This is a genomic window from Pelistega suis (assembly GCF_013133795.1).
Taxonomy (GTDB): Bacteria; Pseudomonadota; Gammaproteobacteria; order Burkholderiales; family Burkholderiaceae_B; genus Taylorella; species Taylorella suis.
The window spans coordinates 16,038-40,423 of the sequence record NZ_JABGBN010000006.1; the positions used below are offsets into that span (position 1 = coordinate 16,038).

General features: G+C 42.8%; 20 protein-coding genes and 1 other RNA gene. 18 read left to right on the forward strand and 3 right to left on the reverse strand.

Annotation, left to right across the window (positions count from 1 at the left end; translation table 11 throughout):
* The first annotated feature begins 82 nt into the window (after positions 1 to 82).
* Together pyrC and HKX39_RS07655 are read left to right on the forward strand one after the other, a co-directional pair.
* Positions 83 to 1,141: a dihydroorotase gene (pyrC, locus tag HKX39_RS07650; RefSeq protein ID WP_171680736.1), complete on the forward strand. Its 1,059-nt coding sequence runs from the start codon at positions 83 to 85 to the stop codon at positions 1,139 to 1,141.
* A gap of 6 nt (positions 1,142 to 1,147) precedes the next feature.
* Positions 1,148 to 1,840 carry an O-methyltransferase gene (locus tag HKX39_RS07655; RefSeq protein ID WP_171680737.1) on the forward strand — a complete coding sequence of 231 codons (693 nt, stop codon included), beginning with the start codon at positions 1,148 to 1,150 and terminating at the stop codon, positions 1,838 to 1,840.
* Between the two features lie 102 nt (positions 1,841 to 1,942).
* Here the strand turns inward: HKX39_RS07655 and HKX39_RS07660 are convergent, their stop codons facing one another.
* Together HKX39_RS07660 and rnpB are read right to left on the reverse strand one after the other, a co-directional pair.
* Positions 1,943 to 3,463: a catalase gene (locus tag HKX39_RS07660; RefSeq protein ID WP_171680738.1), complete on the reverse strand. Its 1,521-nt coding sequence runs from the start codon at positions 3,461 to 3,463 to the stop codon at positions 1,943 to 1,945.
* Positions 3,464 to 3,730: 267 nt separating this feature from the next.
* Positions 3,731 to 4,109, reverse strand: an RNA gene (gene rnpB / locus HKX39_RS07665) — RNase P RNA component class A.
* A 380-nt stretch (positions 4,110 to 4,489) separates the two neighbouring features.
* On the opposite strand from rnpB, the gene mraZ reads away from it, so the two are divergent.
* From mraZ to lpxC, 15 genes are all read left to right on the forward strand, one after another.
* On the forward strand, positions 4,490 to 4,918 hold the full coding sequence (gene mraZ / locus HKX39_RS07670; protein WP_171680839.1) for a division/cell wall cluster transcriptional repressor MraZ: 429 nt from the start codon (positions 4,490 to 4,492) through the stop codon (positions 4,916 to 4,918).
* 12 nt (positions 4,919 to 4,930) lie between these two features.
* The gene (gene rsmH / locus HKX39_RS07675; protein ID WP_171680739.1) at positions 4,931 to 5,923 is read left to right on the forward strand and encodes a 16S rRNA (cytosine(1402)-N(4))-methyltransferase RsmH; all 993 of its coding nucleotides are present in this window, start codon (positions 4,931 to 4,933) and stop codon (positions 5,921 to 5,923) included.
* The gene (gene ftsL, locus HKX39_RS07680; RefSeq protein WP_171680740.1) at positions 5,920 to 6,231 is read left to right on the forward strand and encodes a cell division protein FtsL; all 312 of its coding nucleotides are present in this window, start codon (positions 5,920 to 5,922) and stop codon (positions 6,229 to 6,231) included. The genes rsmH and ftsL overlap by 4 nt, the downstream gene beginning before the upstream one ends.
* Before the next feature lie 11 nt (positions 6,232 to 6,242).
* Positions 6,243 to 8,054, forward strand: coding sequence for a peptidoglycan D,D-transpeptidase FtsI family protein (locus HKX39_RS07685; RefSeq protein WP_171680741.1), 1,812 nt, complete (start codon positions 6,243 to 6,245; stop codon positions 8,052 to 8,054).
* Positions 8,055 to 8,057: 3 nt separating this feature from the next.
* Positions 8,058 to 10,826 (forward strand): bifunctional UDP-N-acetylmuramoyl-L-alanyl-D-glutamate--2,6-diaminopimelate ligase MurE/UDP-N-acetylmuramoyl-tripeptide--D-alanyl-D-alanine ligase MurF, encoded by a 2,769-nt coding sequence (gene murF / locus HKX39_RS07690; protein WP_171680742.1) that lies wholly within the window; start codon positions 8,058 to 8,060, stop codon positions 10,824 to 10,826.
* Between the two features lie 8 nt (positions 10,827 to 10,834).
* Positions 10,835 to 12,001, forward strand: coding sequence for a phospho-N-acetylmuramoyl-pentapeptide-transferase (gene mraY, locus HKX39_RS07695; protein WP_171680743.1), 1,167 nt, complete (start codon positions 10,835 to 10,837; stop codon positions 11,999 to 12,001).
* A 4-nt stretch (positions 12,002 to 12,005) separates the two neighbouring features.
* Positions 12,006 to 13,535 (forward strand): UDP-N-acetylmuramoyl-L-alanine--D-glutamate ligase, encoded by a 1,530-nt coding sequence (gene murD / locus HKX39_RS07700; RefSeq protein WP_171680744.1) that lies wholly within the window; start codon positions 12,006 to 12,008, stop codon positions 13,533 to 13,535.
* 26 nt (positions 13,536 to 13,561) lie between these two features.
* Positions 13,562 to 14,743, forward strand: coding sequence for a putative lipid II flippase FtsW (ftsW, locus tag HKX39_RS07705; RefSeq protein ID WP_171680840.1), 1,182 nt, complete (start codon positions 13,562 to 13,564; stop codon positions 14,741 to 14,743).
* Positions 14,740 to 15,804, forward strand: coding sequence for an undecaprenyldiphospho-muramoylpentapeptide beta-N-acetylglucosaminyltransferase (gene murG / locus HKX39_RS07710; protein ID WP_171680745.1), 1,065 nt, complete (start codon positions 14,740 to 14,742; stop codon positions 15,802 to 15,804). The genes ftsW and murG overlap by 4 nt, the downstream gene beginning before the upstream one ends.
* Positions 15,805 to 15,807: 3 nt before the next feature.
* Complete coding sequence (gene murC / locus HKX39_RS07715) at positions 15,808 to 17,214, forward strand: UDP-N-acetylmuramate--L-alanine ligase (RefSeq protein WP_171680746.1); 1,407 nt, start codon at positions 15,808 to 15,810, stop codon at positions 17,212 to 17,214.
* Positions 17,211 to 18,149 (forward strand): D-alanine--D-alanine ligase, encoded by a 939-nt coding sequence (locus tag HKX39_RS07720; protein ID WP_171680747.1) that lies wholly within the window; start codon positions 17,211 to 17,213, stop codon positions 18,147 to 18,149. Before murC ends, HKX39_RS07720 begins: the two co-directional genes overlap by 4 nt.
* Before the next feature lie 9 nt (positions 18,150 to 18,158).
* Positions 18,159 to 18,962 carry a cell division protein FtsQ/DivIB gene (locus tag HKX39_RS07725; RefSeq protein WP_343043436.1) on the forward strand — a complete coding sequence of 268 codons (804 nt, stop codon included), beginning with the start codon at positions 18,159 to 18,161 and terminating at the stop codon, positions 18,960 to 18,962.
* Positions 18,959 to 20,179, forward strand: coding sequence for a cell division protein FtsA (gene ftsA, locus HKX39_RS07730; RefSeq protein WP_171680748.1), 1,221 nt, complete (start codon positions 18,959 to 18,961; stop codon positions 20,177 to 20,179). The genes HKX39_RS07725 and ftsA overlap by 4 nt, the downstream gene beginning before the upstream one ends.
* Positions 20,180 to 20,427: 248 nt before the next feature.
* On the forward strand, positions 20,428 to 21,663 hold the full coding sequence (gene ftsZ, locus HKX39_RS07735) for a cell division protein FtsZ (protein WP_171680749.1): 1,236 nt from the start codon (positions 20,428 to 20,430) through the stop codon (positions 21,661 to 21,663).
* Positions 21,664 to 21,851: 188 nt separating this feature from the next.
* Positions 21,852 to 22,781 carry a UDP-3-O-acyl-N-acetylglucosamine deacetylase gene (gene lpxC / locus HKX39_RS07740; protein WP_171680750.1) on the forward strand — a complete coding sequence of 310 codons (930 nt, stop codon included), beginning with the start codon at positions 21,852 to 21,854 and terminating at the stop codon, positions 22,779 to 22,781.
* Positions 22,782 to 22,842: 61 nt separating this feature from the next.
* Here lpxC and HKX39_RS07745 read toward each other — a convergent pair whose 3' ends face one another.
* Complete coding sequence (locus HKX39_RS07745) at positions 22,843 to 23,334, reverse strand: DciA family protein (RefSeq protein WP_171680751.1); 492 nt, start codon at positions 23,332 to 23,334, stop codon at positions 22,843 to 22,845.
* Positions 23,335 to 23,345: 11 nt separating this feature from the next.
* On the opposite strand from HKX39_RS07745, the gene HKX39_RS07750 reads away from it, so the two are divergent.
* Positions 23,346 to 24,374: a M23 family metallopeptidase gene (locus HKX39_RS07750; protein ID WP_171680752.1), complete on the forward strand. Its 1,029-nt coding sequence runs from the start codon at positions 23,346 to 23,348 to the stop codon at positions 24,372 to 24,374.
* The last annotated feature ends 12 nt before the right edge of the window (positions 24,375 to 24,386 follow it).

The window sequence follows — 24,386 nt, forward strand, 5'->3', positions numbered from 1 at the left end:
TTCTGCTATCAATTTGTTAAGGATTGGATATCTTTTTTACCAGTTTGTTCTGTGTAAGGGATGAAAAATCAAAGGATTTTATATGCAAATCACTCAAGACGCTATTACACTTATTCGCCCAGATGATTGGCATTTACATCTTCGAGATGACAGTGCATTGGCGGCGGTATTGCCTGATTCGGCGAAGCAGTTCGCTCGTGCAATTGTGATGCCTAATTTAAAACCTCCTGTCACCACGGTGGCGATGGCTCAGGCGTATAAAGAGCGTATTGAAGCGGTGATGCAAGCAAAAAATATTGAGGGATTTACTCCACTCATGACACTGTATTTAACGAACAATACAACGGCACAAGAGGTGGAAAAGGTCGCCCATAGCGGTTTTGTTAAGGCATTTAAACTTTATCCTGCGGGTGCTACCACCAATTCTGATGCAGGTGTAACCGACTTGTTAGCGAATTGTTCAGCTGCGCTAGAGGCGATGCAAAAGCATGGAGTGCCATTGTTAGTGCATGGAGAGGTGACAGATCCAAGTGTGGATTTATTTGATCGAGAGGCGGTATTTATTGATCGCGTTATGCTGCCTTTACGTAATGCCTTTCCTGCCTTAAAAGTGGTGTTTGAGCATATCACGACTAAGCATGGAGCGCATTATGTGCGTGATGCTGAGGGGCCTATTGGGGCGACCATTACACCACAACATTTATTGTATAACCGTAATGTCATTTTCCAAGGGGGGATTCGTCCGCATTATTATTGTTTACCTGTGCTAAAGCGTGAAGAGCATCGCGTCGCATTGGTAGAGGCGGCAACGAGTGGGAATCCTCGATTTTTCTTGGGTACTGATAGTGCTCCTCATGCAAAAGGGGCAAAAGAGGCGGCTTGTGGCTGTGCGGGCTGCTATTCGGCTTTACATGCGATGGAGCTTTATGCGACAGCTTTTGAAAAAGCAGGTAAATTGGAGGCTTTAGAGGGCTTTGCGAGTTTGCATGGCCCAGCTTTCTATGGTTTACCTGTGAATACGAGCACGATTACGCTTGAGCGCCGTGCATTTGAAATCCCTGCTGAGCTTAATTATGCGGATAATCAGTATTTAGTGCCATTGGCAGCGGGTGAGCAATTAGCGTGGTCGTTTGTTGGGTAGTTCAATATGCGTAGTAGTGTGATTCCTTCTGATTTGCCCGATGAGGTTGATCAACTGATTTTTAACCGTTTGCATACGGATGAGAAGATGTTCGAAGCGGTATTGGCTTTTCATCGGACCAAGCCTATCCCTAAAATTAATGTACCAGCCAATCATGGGAAGTTTTTGTCTTTTCTCATTCGTATGATGGGAGCAAAGCATATTCTTGAGGTGGGAACGCTTGCAGGGTACAGTACCGTCTGGATGGCAAAAGACTTGCCGGCTGATGGCAAGGTGACGACGATTGATTTTGATGAGAATCATATTAAGATTGCTGAGCAAACATTTGCCATGACGAATATGCAAGATAAGATTCGACTCATGCATGGGCGAGCCGTAGAGTGTTTGGAGAGCTTGCTTAAGGAAAAGAAGGCAGGTCTTATTCCGAGTTTTGATTTTATTTTTATTGATGCAGATAAGGAAAATAATCCCATTTATTTGGATTATTGTGTGGAGTTAGCTCGTTCAGGTACGGTGATTGTGGCGGATAATATGGTGCGTGACGGTAAAGTGATTACGGAAGATGATAAGGCACCAAATATCCGTGGGATTCGTCAATATTTCCAGAAACTACAAGAGGATCCGCGCTTAGATTCAACAGCGTTGCAGACCATTGGACACAAAGGCTGGGATGGTTTTGCGATAACGATGATCAAATAAACATATCATCAATGAGCTGTCTCTATCAGGTCTAGCATTTGATAGAGGCAGCTCATGATAATTAGGCGCTTTCGTCTTGTTTAGTTAAACAAGTGCTGGTACTTATAAAAAGCTTGGTAGGTGACGCGCAGGGTCGGTATCGCGAGCAGCTTTTGCATCAGCAACAGTTAATCCTAAAGCCGCAGCAACACCAGCTGCATAGTCAGGGTGACATTTTTCACAGTTACGAATGTGGCGATACTTGATAAAGTCAGGAGCATCACCCATAGCACGAGCTGTATTCTCAAATAAAGCTTGGCGTTGCTCAGCATTCATTAGATTAAATAAAGCGCGTGGTTGTGTGAAGTAATCATCATCATTTTCACGGTAATCCCAATGAGCCGCATCACCATTGATTTTGAGTGGTGGCTCTTTGTATTGTGCCTGCTCTTGCCATTGACTAAAGCTATTTGGCTCGTAGTGTAATGTGCTACCGTAGTTGCCATCAACGCGACCTTGACCATCACGGTGGTTGCTATGCACAGGACAACGCGCGGCATTCACAGGGATTTGATGATGGTTAACACCCAAACGATAGCGTTGTGCATCCGCATAGTTAAATAAACGCGCTTGTAACATACGGTCTGGCGATACGCTGATACCTGGAACTAGGTTGCTTGGCGCAAAAGCAGATTGTTCAACATCCATAAAGAAGTTTTCTGGATTACGGTTTAATTCAAATTCACCTACTTCGATTAATGGGTAATCACCTTTTGGCCATACTTTTGTTAAGTCAAATGGGTGGTAAGGTACTTTTTCGGCCTCTTGTTCTGGCATGATTTGTACATACATTTTCCATTTCGGGAAATCGCCACGTTCAATAGCGTCGTATAAATCACGTTGGTGGCTTTCACGGTCTTTACCCACAATCGCTTCTGCTTCAGCATCGCTTAGGTTTTTGATGCCTTGTTGAGTAATGAAGTGGAATTTTACCCAGAAGCGTTCGTTAGCCGCATTGATAAAGCTATAGGTGTGTGAACCAAAGCCGTGCATATGACGATAGCTCGCAGGGATGCCACGATCAGACATGACGATAGTGACTTGGTGGAATGCTTCAGGTAATAAAGTCCAGAAGTCCCAGTTGTGTGAAGCGCTACGCATGTTTGTGCGAGGATCACGTTTCACCGCTTTATTCAAATCAGGGAATTTGCGAGGGTCGCGCAAGAAGAAGACGGGTGTATTGTTACCGACCATATCCCAGTTACCTTCTTCTGTGTAGAATTTAAGTGCAAAACCTCGGATATCACGTTCAGCATCGGCTGCGCCACGCTCACCTGCTACGGTGGTAAAACGAGCAAACATTTCTGTTTTTTTACCAATTTCACTAAAAATTTTAGCGCGTGTGTATTTTGTAATGTCGTTAGTCACAGTGAATATACCAAATGCACCAGAGCCTTTTGCATGCATACGACGCTCTGGAATGACTTCGCGAACAAAGTTAGCGAGTTTTTCATTTAGCCATACGTCTTGAGCTAATAAAGGACCGCGTGCACCAGCCGTTAAGCTATTTTGATTATCCGTTACAGGTGCACCAAAGGCAGTAGTTAAATGAGTGACAGGGCATTTTTTGATGTCATTGCTCATGATGAATTTCCTTATAGAAGAGAGTTGTTTGAGTATAGACAGAGTTCGTGAAGATTTCGTGTCAATCTTTTTAACTATGTCGTTGGGATTAGAAGGTAGTATAGGGGAAAAAGATTTAATAGTTAAATTTTATTTATTTATTAAATCAATAGAATAATACTATCTTTTGAAGATTCCTTGAGGAATGAATGTGTTGTAACACGTACAATCGTTTAGAACAAGCAGAATGATAAGTAGTGAAGTGCGTTGAAATAGCTAGTGAGAGAAAGACAAAACAAGCCTATAAGCCGGATTATGTAAACGTAAGTTGCTTGCGCTATTACGTCGGCAATCATTCCTCTAGGCCAGACATTGCTGTCAGGCTCAAGCCATCTACCCGCATACTCGGACGAGCAGCCCTTGGCGTATGCCTATTTGATGTTGCTCCAGATAGAGGTTACCGCGTTTCACCCTGCAGTGCTGTTACCGAAGTAACGCCATACGGAAGTCGCCGTATCAGTGTATATAAATATACCCACACCGCAGTCTCGTCTCTGTGGCCCTATTCCTCGCCCATTGCTGAACGGACGGCTGTTAGCCGCTACCTCGCTCTATGGAGTCCGGACTTTCCTCGTGCCTAGTAGCACGCGACTGCCCAGCTTGTTTTGCAAGGGTATTTTAGCATGGAAGAGTGATAACAAAAGAAGAATGCTTTTTCGTGATGAGAAGAGTGTTCGTTTGTTTGCGTTAAGAAATGCAAGGGAAAGGAAGGTGGTAATAAGAGAGATAAAAATAATGTGTAAGGAGGAAAATGTTAATAAATGCAAAAGATTTTGCATACATTTTATTACATAGCTTGTGTAATACTTTTATTGTACTTTCTAAGTCTTTGATTTTTATGTTTATTCAAGATAAATTTATTCTGAATTCATTTTCCTAAGTCTTTATTTTTATTAGGAAAAACCGTAATTTTTGCTTGAAAAAGGAAAGTAAATGGCTTAAAGTGGAGGGAAGTAGGATTTTGTGTGAAAAAGTGGGACAAAAGTGATTTTTCAGGGTAACAGTGCACTCTCTTTAGATGCCAAGGGCAGGATGACAATTCCTGCTCGGCATCGTGACGCCCTGTTATCAGACTCTCATGGCAAGATAACCATTACCCGAAACCTTGATGGTGGCTTGTTAATCTACCCCCGATTTGAATGGGAAGCCAAGCGAAAAATCATTATGGAACTGCCTACCTCTCAGCGTGGTTTGCAACGTTTATTATTAGGTAATGCACAAGATGTAGAGATGGATAGTGCTGGTCGTGTTCTGATCGCCCCGGAGTTGCGTGACATTGCGGGGATTGTGAAAGATGTTGTCCTAGTTGGTATGGGTCAGAAATTTGAATTGTGGGCCGCAGATAAGTTTGCAGCCCAACAAGAAGAGGATTTGGCTGCTGTCGACTTGACTCAATTAAGTGGTTTTGCGTTGTAAGGAAATCGCTCGATGAATACAACGTTTACGCACACAACTGTCTTGCTGCACGCGACAGTAAATGCCTTGGTCAGTCGAGATTTTAATGTAAAAGCCTCATGGATTCATGAGTCTATTGAAAGCTCGAAAGCGCAAGGGGTTTATGTTGATGGTACGTTTGGACGAGGAGGTCACAGCCGTTACCTCCTAAGTCAATTGGCACCAGAGGCTAAACTGTTTGTTTTTGATAAAGATCCATTGGCAATCCAAGCGGCTCAGCAATTACAAGCAGAGGATAAGCGTGTTCATATTATTCATGGGCCTTTTTCGTCTATGAAAGAAGAGCTATATGCACGAGGCATTGAAACAGTGCAGGGCATTATGCTTGATTTGGGAATTTCATCGCCACAAATTGATGATGCGAGTAGAGGGTTTTCGTTTATGCGAGAAGGTCCTTTGGATATGCGCATGGATACTACTCGTGGCATAACGGCAGAAGAGTGGCTGGCAACAGCCGATGTAGAACATATTAAAGAGGTTATAAAAAATTATGGCGAAGAACGGTTTGCTTTCCAGATTGCAAAGGCGATTGAAGGTCGCCGCAAATCCAGCCCTTTACGCACAACGCTCGACCTTGCCGAGCTCGTCGCATCCGTTGTCAGGACGCGCGAAAAAGGTCAGCATCCGGCCACAAGGACCTTTCAAGCTATACGGATTTACCTCAATGAAGAGCTCGAGGAGCTTTCACGCACCCTCTCGTCAGTTTTAAGCTTATTAGCACCAGAAGGAAGAATGGCGATTATTAGCTTTCATTCCTTAGAGGATCGCAAGGTAAAGCAATTTATTGCACAAGCGGCAAATCCGGGTGCGGAATTGGCGAAGTTGCCATTGAGAGAAAGTGAGATGCCTCAGCCTTTATTGAAAAACCTAGGCAAGACGACAGCTGCCAAAGAGGAGGTGGAGGCGAATCCACGTTCCCGATCAGCGATTTTACGTGTTGCACAAAGAACGGAAACGGCCTTATGAAAGGTATTGTAGCGGTTATTGTGTTGGTAAGTTTCTTTGTTTATAGCGCGATGGATTTAATCACCGTGCGTTATCAACAGAGATTGCTTTATAACGAGCTCGTGCGTACACAAAACATCGAACAAAAATTGAATCAAGCTTGGAGTTATCTGCAGCTTGAGCGAGCGAATTTGACCAGTACGATACATATCAATCAGGTGATGTCACAGAAGTTGAGAATGACGCCAGCTGATATTAGTCACATTATTTATATTAAAGATTCAGAATTGCGTAAAGTGGCTAATCCTGAGGCAGCTAAAGAACAATAATTGGGGTTATGATGAGAAAATGGTTTAATAATTCCAAAGAAAGAGCTCCTAGAAGAACAGGGAATATTGTGCAGTCTTATGAGACGGGTGGTGAAAAAACCTCGTCTAAGGTCAGATCTTCGATTCTTTATGCTTTATTGCTACTTGGCTTTGGAGCAGTAGGCGCACAGGCACTCTATCATCAGGCGTTTAATAGTGATTTCCTTCGCAAGGAAGGAGATAATCGTTATGAAGCGCGTATTCCCTTGCATGCGGAGCGTGGACGTATTATTGATCGTAACGGTGAGTTTTTGGCGACTAGCGTGCCTGCGAGTAGCGTTTGGGCGGTACCTGATCAACTATTACGTGCCTCTGTAGAGCAACGTTCTGCGTTAGCGAATGAGTTAGGTGAAACGCTTAAGAGTCTAGACGCTAAGTTAAATACCAATAAAAATAAAGCATTCTTATTTTTAAAACGTCAAATTTCTTTAGAGACATCAGATCGTATTCGTGCCTTAAAGATTAAGGGTATCAATATTGATTCTGAAAGTAAACGCCATTATCCACAAGGCTCTTTAATGAGTCATATTGTCGGTTTTACCAATATTGAAAATAATGGTATTGAGGGACTAGAGAAACAATACAATAAAGTTCTCCAAGGTGCAGATGGTTCAAGGGTGGTTATTCGTAACCGTTTAGGTGAGGTCATTGAGGACGTTGCCTCTAGTGATAGTCTACCCGCTAAACATGGGGATAGTATCCATTTAACCATTGATAGCCGTATTCAGTTTATTGCTAAAAATGCACTAGAAAAAGCGATTAAAAATCATGATGCAGAATCTGGTGGGGCCGTTGTTATTGATTCTACCAATGGCGAGATTCTAGCGATGGTGAGTATGCCTACATATGATCCTAATAATAACAAGGATCGTCGAGGAGATGCCTTACGTAATCGAGTGATTACGGATATCTTTGAGCCGGGTTCTATTATTAAGCCTTTGGTGGCAGCCTTGGCATTAGATGCTGGGGTAATTACTAAAAATACCAAATTTGCGACAGGTAATGGCGTTTGGCAGTATCAAGGAGCACGTATTACTGACGTAAGTACGCGTAATGGTACGCTTGATGTAGCGGGTGTGTTACGACGTTCTAGTAATATTGGCATGGCGATGATGTCTGAGCGATTGCGTGCACAACAAATGTGGACGGTATTTAATGCTTTGGGATTTGGGCAAACACCTACCTTAGGTTTCCCTGGTGCTGCTGCTGGTCGTGTTCGTCCTTGGAAAACATGGAAACTGATTGAGAAGGCAACGATGTCTTATGGCTATGGTTTATCTGTTTCTTTGTTGCAAATTGCGCAAGCTTATACGGCAATTGCACGTGATGGGGATATGATTTCTTTATCACTTGTTCGCAATAATAATCGTCCGACAAGTATCCAAGTTTTTTCACCTAATGTTGCCAAAGATGTGCGAGTCATGGTTGAAGGCTCTGCGGGACCAGAGGGTGCCAAGATTCAATCTCAAGTCAATGGTTATCGTATTGGTGGTAAATCAGGTACGGCACGTGGTATTGTGAATGGTCGTTATACGATGAATGCTTACCGTGGTTCTTTTGTTGCTTTAGCACCGATTTCTAAACCACGAATTGTGGTGGCGGTAACGATTGATAAGCCGAAAAAAGGAGGGTATTACGGTACGGTGGTATCGGGACCTGTTGTCGCTGAGGTGATTGAACAAACATTAAAATATCTTGGTGTCCCACCAGATGCACCTGTTCAAGAGCCTAAAAAAGCACTAGAGGCAACTAATCAACAAACAACGAGAAGAACACAGGGGTAACTTATGATTATCGATTGGTTAAAAAAGCATATAAATCAATCCGCCAATCTTCGTCTTGATAGCAGAGACATCCAAATAGGGGATGTCTTTGTTGCATGTAAGGGACATCATTCGGACGGTGCACAATATATTCAAAAAGCGGTAGATAATGGCGCTGCGGCTATCTTGCTTGAAAAAGGATTACAGGCACCCGTAGTCAATGTACCCCTACTTGAAGTCGAACATTTACGTGCCCAATTAGGCGCTTTAGCGGATGAGTGGTATGGTTATCCTTCGGCTTCTTTATCGGTGATTGCTATTACGGGGACAAATGGTAAAACATCGTGTGCAAATTGGGTAGCTAAGGCACTCACACAGCAAGGAGTACCTTGTGCAACGATTGGTACCTTGGGAACCATTCTCCCTAGTGGTGAGAACTTAGGGGGGGCATTAACGACGCCTGACGTATTGAGTGTGCATCGTTTACTGGCTGAATTAAAACAAAAAAATATGGCTGCCGTAACGATTGAAGCCTCTTCTATTGGTTTGGTTCAGGGTCGTATGGACGGTGTGCGTATCAAAGTGGCTGGTTTTACGAATTTAACGTTGGATCATCTGGATATTCATCAATCTATGCAAGAGTATGAACGTTGCAAAGGGTTATTATTCCAGTGGCCTGCGTTAGAGTATGCCATTATCAATGTGGATGATGCGGTAGGTGAGCGTTTTTTCCAGCAAAGTAAAGCAAAAACTACCGTTGCTTACTCAATGAAAGCTCATGCTTTGGCCACAGTTCAAGCGAAAAAATATCAATTTGCAGATTATGGTTTATCGTTTGATTTATCTTTACCAGAAGGTGAAACCCAAGTCCTTACGCGTCTTGTTGGCGAGCATAATATCGCTAATTTACTATTAACGGCGGGTATTTTACAGGCCTTGGGTTGGGGTAGTAGCAAAATTGCAAAAGCGATTGCACTATTAGAAGCGGTGCCTGGGCGTTTGGAAACGGTTAATGTGCCAGAGGGAGTGTCTTCTCAAGGCTTACCACTTGTGGTGGTGGATTATTCGCATACGCCAGATTCGCTTTTACATGCGCTAAAGGCATTGCGTCCTTCAGCAACGGCACGTCAGGGTAAACTTATCTGTGTATTTGGTTGTGGTGGTGATCGCGATCCGAGTAAACGTCCTGTCATGGGCAAGATTGCAGCAGAGTCAGCAGATATTAGCTATGTGACGAGTGATAACCCACGCACGGAAGAGCCTCTGTCTATTCTCGCGCAGATTACACAAGCCATGCCAGAGGGTACCTTTGCGCATGTCGATCGTGCCTATACGATTGTCCATGCTATTTTAAAGGCGGATGCAAAAGATGTTATCTTAGTCGCCGGTAAAGGGCATGAGACCTATCAAGAAATTCATCAGCAAAAAACCGCTTTTGACGATCGCTTATGGTCTTTATTCGGTTTATTGTTAAAGTCTGGCGCTAAGATTAATACCGACTCACGCACAGTCTCTCCTGGGGAAATTTTTGTCGCATTAAAGGGGGAGTCTTTTGATGCACATCGCTTCTTGGCAGATGTTGAGCGCAAAGGGGCGGTGGCAGTTGTGGTGTCTGAGCAAGCAGAGGGTTTAAAAATTCCTCAAATTGTAGTCGATGATACGCTAAAAGCCTTGTCACAATCGGCAAAAGCTTGGCGTTCTTCTTTTGATTTACCAGTAATTGCCGTGACGGGGAGTAATGGTAAAACGACATGTAAAGAGATGATTTCATCGATTTTGCAAACCTATGTAGGGGCAGAACATTGCTTAGCCACAACGGGTAATTTGAATAATCATATTGGTGTGCCATTAAGTCTTTTAAGATTAAATGAAAATTATAAAGCAGCGGTATTTGAGTTGGGGATGAATCACCCCGGAGAAATTGCTGCTTTAGCGAATATGGCACAAGCACAGGTTGCATTAGTCAATAATGCACAGCGTGAACATCAAGAATTTATGAAAACGGTGGAAGCCGTTGCTTACGAAAATGGTGAGTCTTTAAAAGCCTTACCTCCTCAAGGTATAGCAGTTTACCCTGCAGATGATACGTATACGCCTATTTGGAATCAATTAGCAGGACAGCGTCAAAAGATAATGTTTGGAGCATATGGTCAAGTTTATGCGACAGAAGTGCAGACCAATGCGCTAGGATCAAATTTTATCTTGCACTATGAATCTGTGCCTGGCCTATCAAAAATGGCCACCCAACAAGTACCTGTGAGTTTATCCATCCCGGGTGAGCATAATGTACGTAATGCGTTGGCGGCAGCAGCATGTGCGATAGCGATAAAAGTGCCGTTAGCGACAATTGCTGAAGGGTTGTCTAGCTTTAAGGCTGTTAATGGACGTATGCAGCAATATCGCTTAAATAATGATATTGTGTTGATTAATGATACCTACAATGCTAACCCTGATTCGGTGATTGCGGCGATTGATGTAATGAGCAATTTACCTCAACCGGCTATTTTAGTTTTAGGTGATATGGGTGAGGTCGGTGATAACGGTCCGCAGATGCATGCTGAAGTGGGGCTTTATGCTAAACAAAAAGGTATTCAGCAATTATTGGGTATGGGTGATCTTTGTCGTGAAGCGGTAAAGGCGTTTGGTGACGGCGCTCAACACTTTGAGGATGTTGAGTCCTTAGTGTCCGTATTAAAAGCAGCCGTTAATACAAAAACAATTTTAGTTAAGGGATCACGCTTTATGAAAATGGAGCGTGTAGTTCAGGCATTATTAGCCGATAATGCTAAATAGGGAAAAACATGTTATACGCTTTATTTAAGGCTCTTTCGAGTAAATTTACAGTCTTTGCTGTCTTTGACTATATCACTCTTCGTGCAATGCTAGCCTGTGGAACGGCTTTGTTAATTGGTCTTGTGGCAGGTCCTCGCGTCATTCGCAAATTAACAGAATTAAAAATTGGTCAAGCGGTGCGTGAATATGGTCCGAATCATATGGCAAAAAATGGTACACCAACCATGGGTGGGGTATTGATTTTAATTAGTATCGCTATCAGTACCTTTTTGTGGGCGGATTTAACGAACCGTTTCGTATGGGTTGTTTTATTAGTAACCCTAGGTTTTGGTGCAGTAGGTTGGGTAGATGATTATCGTAAAGTGGTTTATCGCAATCCAGAGGGGATGTCATCAAAAGAAAAATTCTTTTGGCAAACTTTAGTGGGTTTAGTAGCGGCGATTTACTTAAGTTTTGCGGTTTCTGCTCCAGCGAATGCTGAGTTATGGCCGCTATTTAAAGAGTGGGTGTTAAGTGGTTTTTCAATGCCTTTACCTTCTCGTGCGGATTTAATTGTCCCTTTCTTTAAAAATGTGAGCTATCCTTTAGGCGTATTTGGTTTTGCGACATTGACTTGGATGGTGATTGTAGGCGCAAGTAATGCGGTTAACTTGACGGATGGTTTAGACGGTTTAGCGATTATGCCAACGGTGATGGTAGGCGCTGCATTAGGCATTTTTGCTTATGTAGTAGGTCGTGTAGACTATTCTAGTTATTTGTTATTCCCCTATATTCCAGGTGCATCAGAGATGATGGTGCTTTGTGCTGCTTTGGGCGGTGCGGGTTTAGCGTTCTTATGGTTTAATGCGTATCCTGCGCAAGTATTTATGGGTGATGTCGGTGCTTTAGCTCTGGGCGGTATGTTAGGCACAATCGCAGTGATTACACGTCAAGAAATTGTGTTCTTCATTATGGGTGGTGTTTTTGTTGTGGAAACATTATCTGTAATGTTGCAAGTAACTTGGTTTAAATATACTAAGAAACGTTTTGGTGAAGGTCGTCGTATTTTAAAAATGGCACCTTTGCATCATCATTTTGAAGTGGGTGGTTGGAAAGAAACACAAGTGGTGGTACGTTTCTGGATTATTACCATTATGCTGGTTTTACTTGGTTTATCTACCTTAAAGTTACGTTAATACTATGACAACACCGTTCATTTCTAGTGTAAAAAATCGCGCTATTTTGATTTTAGGTTTAGGTGAGACAGGGTTAGCGGCAGCTAAATGGTGTCTGCAACAAGGCGCATTGGTACGTGTTGCGGATACTCGAGATGTGCCTCCTGGTTTAGATGCTTTAAAAACAGCAGGGATTGCGCAAGAGGCTCTTTTTTTGGGGGCAGATAGGGCGCTATCAGAAGATGTACTGGACGGTGTTCAAAGTATTGTACTTAGTCCGGGTTTAGAGCCTTTTAAAGAACCATTAAAAAGCTTTTTAGATAAAGCGCAAGCTTTACAGATTGAAATTATCGGTGAGATTGAGCTTTTTGCACGTGCTTTACAGGATTTAAAAGAACAAACGCAGTATCAGGCCAAGGTCTTAGCAGTAACAGGAACGAATGGAAAAACGACGGTAACGACGATGACTCGTGACATGTGTATCCAAGCGGGATTAACTGCCGTAGCGGCGGGGAATATTAGTCCAGCGGCCTTGGATGCTTTGATGCAGAGTTTGGCAGAGAATACCTTACCTGATGTTTGGGTGATTGAGTTATCGAGTTTTCAATTGCATACCACCCAAAGCCTTAAGCCTAATGCCTCAGTCGTGTTAAATATCACACAAGACCATTTGGATTGGCACGGAAGTATGGAACATTATATGGCAGCCAAAGCTAAGTTATTAACGATGAGTGATATTGCTGTCGTTAATCGCGATGATGAGTTGACCGTAAAAATGGTGGATTATTTGGATGATGTCAATGTTCGCTCATTTGGTAGTGATGAGCCTAAGCTTGCCGATGACTTAGGGATTGAGAATCTTAATGGTATGGCATGGTTAAGTGTGAGTGAATATGATGATTTTGATGATCCCATTACTAAACCTGTTAAGAAAAAAGTCTATGAACGTCCAGTACGTCCTATCGGAGTAATGAAACGTTTAATGCCTGCAGATGCCATGCGTGTGCGTGGTCGCCACAATGCGTTAAATGGTCTGGCTTCTATGGCTTTATGTCGTGCTATTGGCGTGTCATATACACCGTTATTAATGACATTACGCGATTATGAAGCACAGGCACATCGTTGTAATTTTGTACGTACTATTCGAGGCGTGGACTTTATTGATGATAGTAAAGGGACGAATGTAGGTGCTACACAAGCCGCACTGATAGGTATGCAACGTCCTGTGGTTATCATTCTGGGGGGCATGGGGAAAGGGCAAGATTTCTCGCCCTTATTGGCACCTGTTCAACAATATGCACGAGCAGTATTCTTGATTGGTGTTGATCGCGATGTTATTGAGAAGGCGTTGGTGAGTTCTGGTGTGCCCATGATGAAGTTTGATAGTTTGGAGGCCGCTGTGAATGCCTCATTAGATTATGCTCAAGCAGGAGATGTTGTCTTATTATCGCCAGCATGTGCAAGTTTTGATATGTTTAAAGGTTATCATCATCGAGGCGAGGTATTTGTCGATGCGGTATCGCAATTAGCTATTGAGCAAGGGGAGTTAATGTGAGTGCAACGGCAACAACACGTGGTTTCATGTCAGTGAAGCCGACACGGACTAATATGCGCAATTATGACCTTGTGTTATTGAGTGCGGTGGGGACTTTACTGGTCTTTGGTTTAGTGATGGTGTTTTCAGCCTCAATTGCCTTGGGGGATGGTCCTAAATATGTGAATGCAGGGCGTTACTTTTTCTTTTCTCGTCATTTAGTCTTTATTATTGCGGGTATCGTGGCGTGTATTTTCGCTTCGTTTGTTCCAATGAAAGTTTGGGAAAAATATGCTTTGCCGCTTTATATTGCGAGCATGGTTTTCCTTATCTTGGTGTTGATTCCTTTTATTGGTCGAGAGGTAAATGGTGCATCGCGTTGGATTCCTTTGGGGCCAATTAACTTTCAACCGTCAGAGTTAGCGAAGATTGGCATGATTGTATTTACGGCTTGGTACATTGGACGTAAACGTCAATATATGCGTGATATGCGAGGGGTTTTACCTATTCTAGGTTTTGTGGGGATTATTGCGTTATTACTGGGTTTAGAGCCTGACTTAGGGGCAACCGTTGTGGTGGTTGCTATTGTCTTTGGTCTACTATTCTTGGGTGGGGTGAGTTTTAAAGTATTTGCAGGTCTAGTCGCTCTTGCTGTAGGTGGGATTGCGGGTGCTATTTTAATTGCACCATGGCGTATGCAACGTTTCTTTGCGTATTTGGATCCCTTCAGTGCAGAGCATGCTCAGTCAACAGGCTATCAATTAACGCATTCTTTAATTGCAGTAGGTCGCGGTGAGATTTTTGGGGTGGGTTTAGGTTTTAGTATCGAGAAATTACACTATTTACCTGAGGCACATACCGACTTTATTATGGCGGTTGTCGCGGAAGAACTAGGTTTTGTCGGTATTTTAGCGGTGATTGTCTTGTTCGCTATTATTGTGAAAAAAGGCTTAGATATTGGTCGTCAAGCGATTGCGATGGATCGAGAGTTTAATGGTTTTGTGGCTCAAGGTGTTTCGATTTGGTTTGGGGTGCAGGCCTTTATTAATCTAGGAGTATGTTTTGGTCTATTGCCAACTAAGGGTTTAACGCTACCATTGGTGAGTTATGGTGGTTCAGCGCTAGTGATGAATATGGTGGCAGTCGCTATGTTGCTTCGTGTTGATTATGAAAATCGTTGTTTAATGCGAGGTCAACATCAAGCCGCAAGCAGAAGAGGTCAGGTATGAGTAAAAAAGCCTTAATTATGGCCGGTGGTACTGGTGGGCATATCATGCCCGGATTAGCTGTCGCTGCTGAATTAAAACAACGTGGTTGGCAAGTGCAATGGCTAGGTAATCCAGAAAAAATGGAAGGTCGCTTGGTGCCACAACATGGGATTGAATTATTGCCAATGGCATTTGCTGGGTTGCGAGGTAAAGGACTTACTTCGCTCGTGAAATTGCCGGTGACGATGCTGACAGCTTGTCTTGCTGCGCGTCGTGCGATTAAGCAAGCAAAACCAGATATGGTGTTGGGAATGGGGGGCTATGTGTCTTTTCCCGGTGCTTTAATGGCTAAGTTTGCAGGGATTCCTGTGGTGGTGCATGAGCAAAATGCTGTAGCAGGAACAGCAAATAAAAGTATTGCTAAATTTGCGGCGAAGGTATTAACAGGGTTTCCGAATGTTTTGCCAAATGGGCAAATGGTAGGCAATCCGGTCCGTCAAGATTTGCTTCGTATCGAATCGCCAGAGTTGCGTTATGCTCAGCGTCAAGGTCCTTTGCGTATTCTCGTGGTTGGCGGTAGTTTAGGGGCGATGGCATTAAATACCTTAGTACCTGAGGCGTTGGGATTCATTCCAGCGGAGCAGCGTCCGATTGTCGTTCATCAATCGGGTGAGCAGCACTTAGCTGCTTTACAGCAAGCTTATGCACAGGTTGGCGTGGAGGCACGGTGTGTCGCTTTTATTGATGATATGGCGACAGAGTTGAGTCAAGCGGACTTGATTATCTGCCGTGCGGGTGCAATGACGGTGGCTGAGGTTGCTGCCGTCGGTGTGGCAGCGTTATTTGTCCCTTTGCCAACGGCTATTGATGATCATCAGACTGCCAATGCAGGATGGTTAAGTAAAGAAAAGGCCGCTTTAAGCTATGCACAAAAAGATTTAAAATCAGCACAGTTAAGTGAAATTTTACAAAATTTCTCGCGTGAACAATTGCAAGTAATGGCCATTAAAGCGCGTCAAATGGCGTATACGCATGCGACAAAAGATATCGCAGATGCTTGTGTAAATGTTGCGAAAGGATAAGCTATGAAACATAAAATTCGCCATATCCATTTTGTTGGTATTGGTGGCTCAGGAATGAGTGGTATAGCAGAAGTCTTGCTGAATTTAGGTTATCACATCAGTGGTTCTGATATGAGTGATACGGCGGTGACTCGTCGTTTGGCAAGTTTGGGTGCCAAGATTTTTAACCAACATTTGGCTAGCAATGTCGAGGGTGCTGATGCTATTGTCACTTCAACGGCTATTCTTGGTAGTAATCCTGAGGTATTGGCAGCGCGAGCAAAAGGTATTCCTGTGGTGCCTCGTGCCATTATGTTGGCAGAATTAATGCGTTTAAAAAGTGGTATTGCTATTGCGGGAACGCATGGTAAAACCACCACAACGAGTTTAGTCGCAAGTATTCTCGGTGAAGCCGGTATGGATCCAACCTTTGTGATTGGTGGTAAATTAAATTCTGCTGGTGCTAATGCCCGCTTGGGTACGGGTGATTTTATTGTGGTTGAAGCAGATGAATCGGATGCTTCATTTTTAAATTTATTGCCAACTATTGCGGTGATTACCAATATCGATGAAGACCATATGGATACATATGGGCATAACTCGGCGCGATTATTGGGTGCATTTGTCCAGTTTTTACAGCGTTTACCTTTCTATGGTAGTGCTGTTGTTTGTACAGATGATGAGAATGTTCGTAAAATTTTGCCATTAATTTCTTGTCAAATTACTTCTTATGGTTTTAATGAAACAGCAGATTTTCGAGCCGTCAATGTGCGTGCAGAAGGTACGCAAATGCATTTTGATGTGAAGCGTCGTTTGCACAATCAATCGCTTGAGGACTTGCCTATTACCTTGAATACACCGGGTAAGCATAATGTTTTAAATGCTTTGGCGGCGATTGCCGTGGCGACAGAAGTAGGTGCCTCAGATGCGGCGATTGTGCATGCGCTTGCAGGTTTTAATGGTGTAGGGCGTCGTTTTACGCAAGTGGGTGATTTTGCTGTTTCTGCTGAGAATGGTGGTGGGCATTTTAAACTGATTGATGATTATGGTCATCATCCAGTAGAGATGGCTGCTACAATTGAGGCCGCACGAGGAGCTTATCCGAATAATCGTTTGGTCTTAGCTTTCCAGCCGCATCGTTATACCCGTACACGAGATTGCTTTGATGAATTTGTGCGTGTATTAGGGACGGCGGATGCTGTGTTATTAACGGATGTTTATCCTGCGGGTGAGGCAGCTATCCCAGGGGCAGATGGACTGGCTTTAACAGAGGCTTTGCAGGCTCAAGCTAATGTGGAACCAATGTTTATTAAAGATGTCGCTGACTTACCGCAAGCGATTTTAGGTTTTGTAAAAGACGGTGATATTGTTGTATGTATGGGGGCAGGTTCTATCAATAAAGTACCTACTCTGATTGGGGAAGTGTCATGACAAGCAAATTAGGTAAAGTGGGTGTTTTGTATGGCGGCTTGTCATCTGAGCGTCCTGTATCCTTAAACTCAGGTAAGGGTGTTTATGAAGCTTTATTGAGTAAAGGTGTGGATGCACATTTGTTTGATACGGGTGAACGCAGTTTAGCAGAGTTAGCTGAACAAAAATTCGATCGCGTATTCATCGCTTTGCATGGTCGTTTTGGTGAAGATGGTTGCATGCAGGGAGCATTAGAGTTATTGGGTATTCCTTATACGGGGTCGGGTGTAATGGCATCGGCTATTGCGATGGACAAAACAATGACTAAACGTATTCTGTTGGATAAGGGTTTACCGACACCTAAATATGCTGTGGCTCATACAGAAGCAGATTTATATGAGGCTGAGAAAAAACTTGGTTTACCAATGATTGTTAAGCCACCTCATGAAGGTTCTACATTGGGTCTAAAAAAGGTAAAGCAAGTGAGCGATATTCCAGAAGCATTTGCTTTATCTCAAACCTATGAAAGTGAGTTATTAGCTGAGCAATGCATTATTGGTCGTGAATTGACGGTGCCTATTTTAGGTAAAGGTGACAAGGCATACGCATTGCCGATTATTGAAATCATTGCGCCTGGCGGTAATTATGATTTTAATAATAAATATATTGCCAATGATACGAAGTACTTATGCCCAGCACCGTTGTCTGCAGAATTGACTGCACAGATTCAAGACTATTGTGTAAAAGCCTATTTGGCTGTTGGTTGTGAGGGATGGTCGCGTGTGGATGTGATGTTAGATGAGCAAAATCAACCGTGGATTTTAGAGATTAATACTTCACCAGGGATGACAAGCCACTCTTTAGTACCTATGGCAGCGAAAGCCTCTGGGATGGAATATGCAGATTTATGTATTTTCTTGTTAGAGCAAGCAAGTACAAAAGTAGCTAGAAAGTAGGGTAAGAGCGTGTTTAATAACCCTAAATTACTGAATTTTATTGCTAATATCATCATGTTGGGTGCTGTGATTGCATTGCTCCTAGGGGGTGGTTATTGGTTTATGCATAGACCCATGTTCAATATTACACAGATGGTTTTAGAGCCTAAGGAAGGTAATGCATTGCTACATGTGTCGCCTGCGAATATTCAATCGGCTATTGCGGGTCATGTGCAAGGTAATTTCTTTACGGTGAATTTAGAAACGCTTAAAGAGCATATCGAAAAAGTCTCTTGGGTGCGTAATGTCGATATTAGTCGTGTATGGCCCAATGGTTTATTACTACGTATCGAAGAGCATGAAGCCTATGCCAAGTGGAATGAGAACCAATTGCTGAATACTTGGGGTGAGGTGTTTACGGCCAATAGAGAAGAGTTAGACGATAACATTGTGTATCCACAATATAACGGCCCAGATGGTTCAGAGAAACTGATGGTGCAGCGCTCAGGTGAATTAGCCACCTTATTGTCACCCTTAGGGATTACGATTGATACCATGTCATTAAGCGACCGTTATGCATGGCATGTTAGGTTAAATAATGGTTTAGAGTTGATTTTAGGTCGTGATGGTGGTGCAGAGGTTGTTGATCCATTGGGTGGTAAACAAGAGGCTATTAGTTTTGCAGAAAATGTACAGCGATTTGTGCAAGCATGGCCAGTTTTATTAAGTCGAACTCAAGGGAAAACGATAAATAAGGTCGATCTCAGGTATACTAAGGGTTTCGCAGTGACATTTGCAACTGTTGTTAATGAAGAAAGTAAAGAGAAAAAATGAGTCGGGATATTAAAAGGGATTTAATTGTTGCTTTAGATATCGGTACTAGCAAAGTAGTAGCGGTAGTCGCTGAGGCACTTCAAGAAAGTGGTAAATTTGAAGTGTTGGGATTGGGGCAAGCGCCGACTCAAGGCGGTATTCGTAATGGCTCAGTCGTTAATATTGATGTGACTGTCAAAGCCATTCAAAAGGCGCTCGAAGAAGCTGAGTTAATGGCCGATTGTAAAATTGGCGATGCGATGGTCGGTATCGGTGGCGCACATATTGTGAGTTTTAACTCTAGCGGTATGGTAGCGATTCGTGACCGCGAGGTGACGAATTTTGACGTTAATCGTGTGATTGATACGGCTAAAGCAGTCAATATTTCGAATGATCAACGCATTCTTCATGTGATTACACAGCAGTTTATTGTGGATCGCCAAGAGGGTATCTCTCGCCCAGAGGGGATGGCTGGTGTCCGTTTAGAGGTACGGGTGCATATTGTGACTGGCGAAGAAACTGCTGCACAAAATATCTTAAAATGCGTCCGACGTTGTGGACTAGAACCTTATCAACTGACCTTGAATCCTTTGGCTGCGAGCGAAATTTGTCTAAGCGAAGATGAAAAGCAACAAGGTGTATTGTTGATTGATATCGGTGCGGGGACAACAGGGATTGCTATGTACAAGAATGGTTATATTCTTCATAGTCATATCTTCCCTGAGGGTGGTCAGCGTGTGACAAGTGATCTTGCCGAGGTATTCCATATTCCTGTGCCTGAAGCAGAGGATCTCAAGTTGGAAAATGGTATTGCAAAACCAGACCTTGTTTCTGAGAATGATTTTGTTATGCTATCACCTGTCGGTGATTACAACCGTCAAGACCGTAAAGCATCACATCAAGTGATTGGTCAGGTGATTTTCTGCCGTTTAGAAGAATTGTTTGATATGATTGGTGCGAATCTCGAAGAGCATGATTTATCACCTAATTCGATTGTGATTACAGGTGGTGGAGCGTTATTGCCAGGGATTGCAGAGTTGGCCGAGGAAATTTTCCAAGTACCCGCTAAAGTAGGCCGTCCGCTGTATTATGGTAGTTTGTCTGATGTTGTCGCACAGCCTCAGTTTGCAACGGTGATGGGTTTGCTTTTACAAGCACGTGTGATGTTAGATGAAGCACCCACAAGGACATCCAAACAAAGTCTTTGGAAAAAAATTCTAGATTATGTGCTTAATTAAAGAAATAGGTATATAATAACAGGGTAAGTTACACTTACCCTTTTTGTTTATGGGTGGTGGATTTCTTTTGTCGTACAGTGCTCTGCTTCTGTACGGGTAGCCATGAATTGAATGGGGATTTGATTTATGGTGAGGAGGCGATTCAAAGAGAGTGTCGAGTAGTCACGCACTGGGCTTTTCTTTGAGGCGATTTCCGAAATTGGGCAGGGGGGTTTATTAATTGGTTTCGGTATTGTTAGGGGTTGGCTATGTCAGTAGGGTTTAACTTTATTGATGATGACGTAACATCGTCTCAAGCACAGGTAAAAAGTGGTTCAGTGAATTTAGGTTTTGATTTGGTCGATGAGGATCAGCCTAGCAAAACACTTATTAAAGTCGTAGGTGTTGGTGGTGCTGGTGGTAATGCGATTAATCATATGATTGAGTCTGGTATGAAGGGTGTGGATTTTATCTGCGCTAATACTGATGCTCAAGCACTCAAGCAATCTAAAGCATCAACCTTAATTGCTTTAGGTACATCAGGTTTAGGGGCTGGTGCACGTCCAGAACAAGGTCGTGTGGCAGCGGAGCAAGCTCGCGAAAATATTCGTGCAGCATTACAAGGTGCTCAAATGGTATTTATCACTGCTGGTATGGGTGGTGGTACAGGTACAGGTGCAGCGCCTGTTGTCGCAGAAATTGCGAAAGAATTAGGTATTCTAACAGTAGGTATCGTGACTAAACCTTTCTCTTACGAAGGTAAAAAGCGCATGGATATCGCTGAAGAGGGTGTGGCAGAGTTATCAAAACACGTACACTCTTTAGTGGTTGTTCTTAATGAAAAGCTATTTGAGCTTCTCGGTGAAGACGCAACTTACGAAGACTGCTTCCGTGAAGCAGATAATGTTTTAAATAATGCATGTGCAGGTATCGCTGAGATTATTAATGTCCAAGGTAACGTTAACGTTGACTTTGAAGACGTTAAGACAATCATGGGTGAATATGGTCAAGCGATGATGGGTACAGCAGTAGCTTCTGGTCCAAATCGTGCAGAAGACGCGGCTAAAGCGGCAATTGCATGCCCATTACTTGAAGGTGTGAGCTTAAATGGTGCGCGTGGCGTATTGATTAATGTGACTTCAAGCAAGAGCATCAAAATGTCTGAAATTCGTAAGATTAACGAAATCATTGCTAGCTATGCCGATAAGGATGCGATGATTATTGCGGGTAACGCTTACGACGAAAGCATGGGTGATCGTGTGCGTGTGACTGTCGTTGCAACGGGTTTAGGTCGTAACTTAGAGTTAGTTGCAGAAGCCGAGCCAGAGTCAGTTGTGGCAACAGGTACGGATGGTGTGCCTTTATTTACACCAGAGCGTCCAGAGTCATTGGCTGCTATTAATATTCGTAGCAATGGTGTTCGTGGTGGTTTCGGTGCTCGTGCACGTTCGATTGATAGTACGAATCGTGACGTTCCAGCTTACTTACGCAAACAAGCGAATTAGTATTTAAATCCTTATTTGAACCCCTCAAAAGCAGTAGGTTGTAAAGCCTACTGTTTTTTGTTTTATGTCAGAGATATGTACTGAAATATTGTTTACGATTGTTTAATTATTTTCTATTATCTATGGCTGAAAAACGGAGTAAAATGGAAGAATATCACTTATTCCTATTTTTAAGGTATAAAACTTAGATGATTAAACAAAGAACAATTAAAAAATTAGTAAAAGCAACAGGTGTTGGGGTGCATTCAGGTCAGCGTGTTCAGCTGACGTTGCGTCCTGCTGAACCTAATACAGGTATTATTTTTCATCGAGTAGATACGCCAGAGATATTGGATTTCCCTGCAGTTGCTAAGACAGTGGGTGATACACGGATGGCATCGGTATTGCAAAATGGTCAGTATCGTGTTTCAACGGTAGAGCATTTAATGAGTGCTTTAGCAGGGTTGGGTATTGATAATTTGCATATTGATGTTGATGCTGAAGAAATTCCAATCATGGACGGTAGTGCAGCAACGTTCGTTTTCTTATTAAAAGACGCAGGTATTGTTGAGCAAGATGCTCCTAAACGGTTTTTGCGTGTTAAGAAAACCATAGAGGTATCTGAGGGTGAAGGTGAGCAGGCAAAATGGGCTCGTTTAGAGCCTTATGAAGGTTTTGCTTTGGCATTTTCGATTGATTTTAAACATCCAGCTATTGATTCTACGGCAAGTTTTGCAGAGATTGATTTTGGAAAAGATTCTTTTGTGGATCAGATTGCACGTGCTCGTACATTTGGTTTTGCTAATGAAGTAGAAATGCTTCGCGGGATTGGTCTTGCTCGAGGCGGTAGCTTAGATAATGCTATCGTTTTGGATGAATATCGCATTCTTAATGCAGATGGTTTGCGTTATGACGATGAGTTTGTTAAACATAAGATTCTTGATGCTATTGGTGATTTATACTTAATCGGTCACCCCTTATTAGCACGTTATGTTGCTTGCAAATCCGGTCATGGTTTGAATAATAAATTAGCGCGTGCTCTACTTGAACAAGAAGATGCCTACGAAATCGTCACATTTGATGATGAGGCGGCTATTCGTCAAGCAGAAGTGCTTAATCGTGATTGGCGATTGGCATAGTTTATTGAGAATGTTTATAGCATTACGGTTAAGTGGGTTTGCTACTTAACCGTATATTTTTTTAATCAGTATTTTTTTCTAGTATTTTGCGTAAGGTCGCTGCAAGAGGACCGTCAGGATATTGTTCTAAGAGTGTTTGGTAGGCTTTATGGCATTGTGCTAGTGACGATTTTTTAGCTGTTGTCGGGTATTGAGGGGTAGGTGTTTTTTGTAGACTAGCTCGTACCTTAATATGGACTTTGGTAATGGCATAACCATGCTGACTAAGATGATTGACAATAGAGGGTACGAACTGACGCAATTTACTGGCAAGTGCGGCATTAGGTACGGCTAAATCCAGTTGTTCATTATCGAGTTTGAGGATATGGCAGTGGGGACTAATACCTTGGTGCAGAAAGGTTTTTAAGTTTTGCTCTATTTCTGTAAATAGCTTCGCTGTGCGTAGCGTTTGTTGAATAGGTAGAGCTGATCTTTCCAATACTTGCAAAGGCTTAACAAAACCATTATGGCGTGATTTGCGTGTTTTGCGAGTTGGATAAGGTGTTAGAAACATAGAGTGGTTTAATGATAAAGAAGAAGTATATTTCGCCTCGGCGAAAGCAACAAAAAACAAAAAAGGTCTGGCTCTTTAGTGGAGCGGTCATTGCCTTGTTTATCGCAGTTATTGCAGGCGCCTTGTTAGAGCGTTATTTTGGTTACCATGGCGTTAAGCAGGCTGGTCTTATTATAGCGAATGCACAGGAACAAGAACAAAATCGTCGATTGATTTTAGAAAGTGTTCAACAGTTAGGTACTCAATTAGCGGATTTACGAGTCAAGTATGATAGTTTAGAAAAGTTAAGTGCTAAGCTTTCGAAACATTTTGGTCTTGAGCAGCATGTTATCGGTAATTTAGAGAGTTTAAAGAATAAAGAGTCTGTGGGTGATGCTCCTATGGAGGAGTTGCCGACAGATGACAAAATGAGCAAATCTGCGGAAGAAATTGGCAAAGAATTAGATACGTTATTACAAAAAATTAGCCAACAAGAAGATGATTTGCAAGTGATGGAATTTTTATATCAAATTCAGGCGGCAGGTTTAGAGCGACTACCGACCTCTATGCCGGTGTCTTTGGTGCAAGCAAGAATGACGTCGGGATTTGGGATACGTAGACATCCTGTGACGGGAGGGTATCGTTTGCATGCAGGGGTCGATTTTGCGGGTCCTATTGGTACGCCTATTTATGCACCTAGTGCAGGAATTGTGAGTTATGCTGGTTATAAAAGTGGCTATGGTAATACTGTGGAGATTAATCATGGCAATGATATTATGACGCGTTATGCGCATAATTCAGAGATTTTGGTCAAAGAAGGTGATTTAATCTTGCGTAAGCAAATGATTGCTCGTATTGGTAACACGGGACAGTCAACAGGGGCTCATCTGCACTTTGAAACGAGAGTACGTGACGTCGCAGTGGATCCTATGCAGTTTTTGGGACGTGATTTTTCGATTGGAAATCCACAACGACAATCTTTATTTGAATCACTTGGTGTCAAAGGTAGTGCCATTATCGGTGTCGGTGGTGGAACTCAAGTACAAAAATTGGGTAAATAATCCCTATTGAAT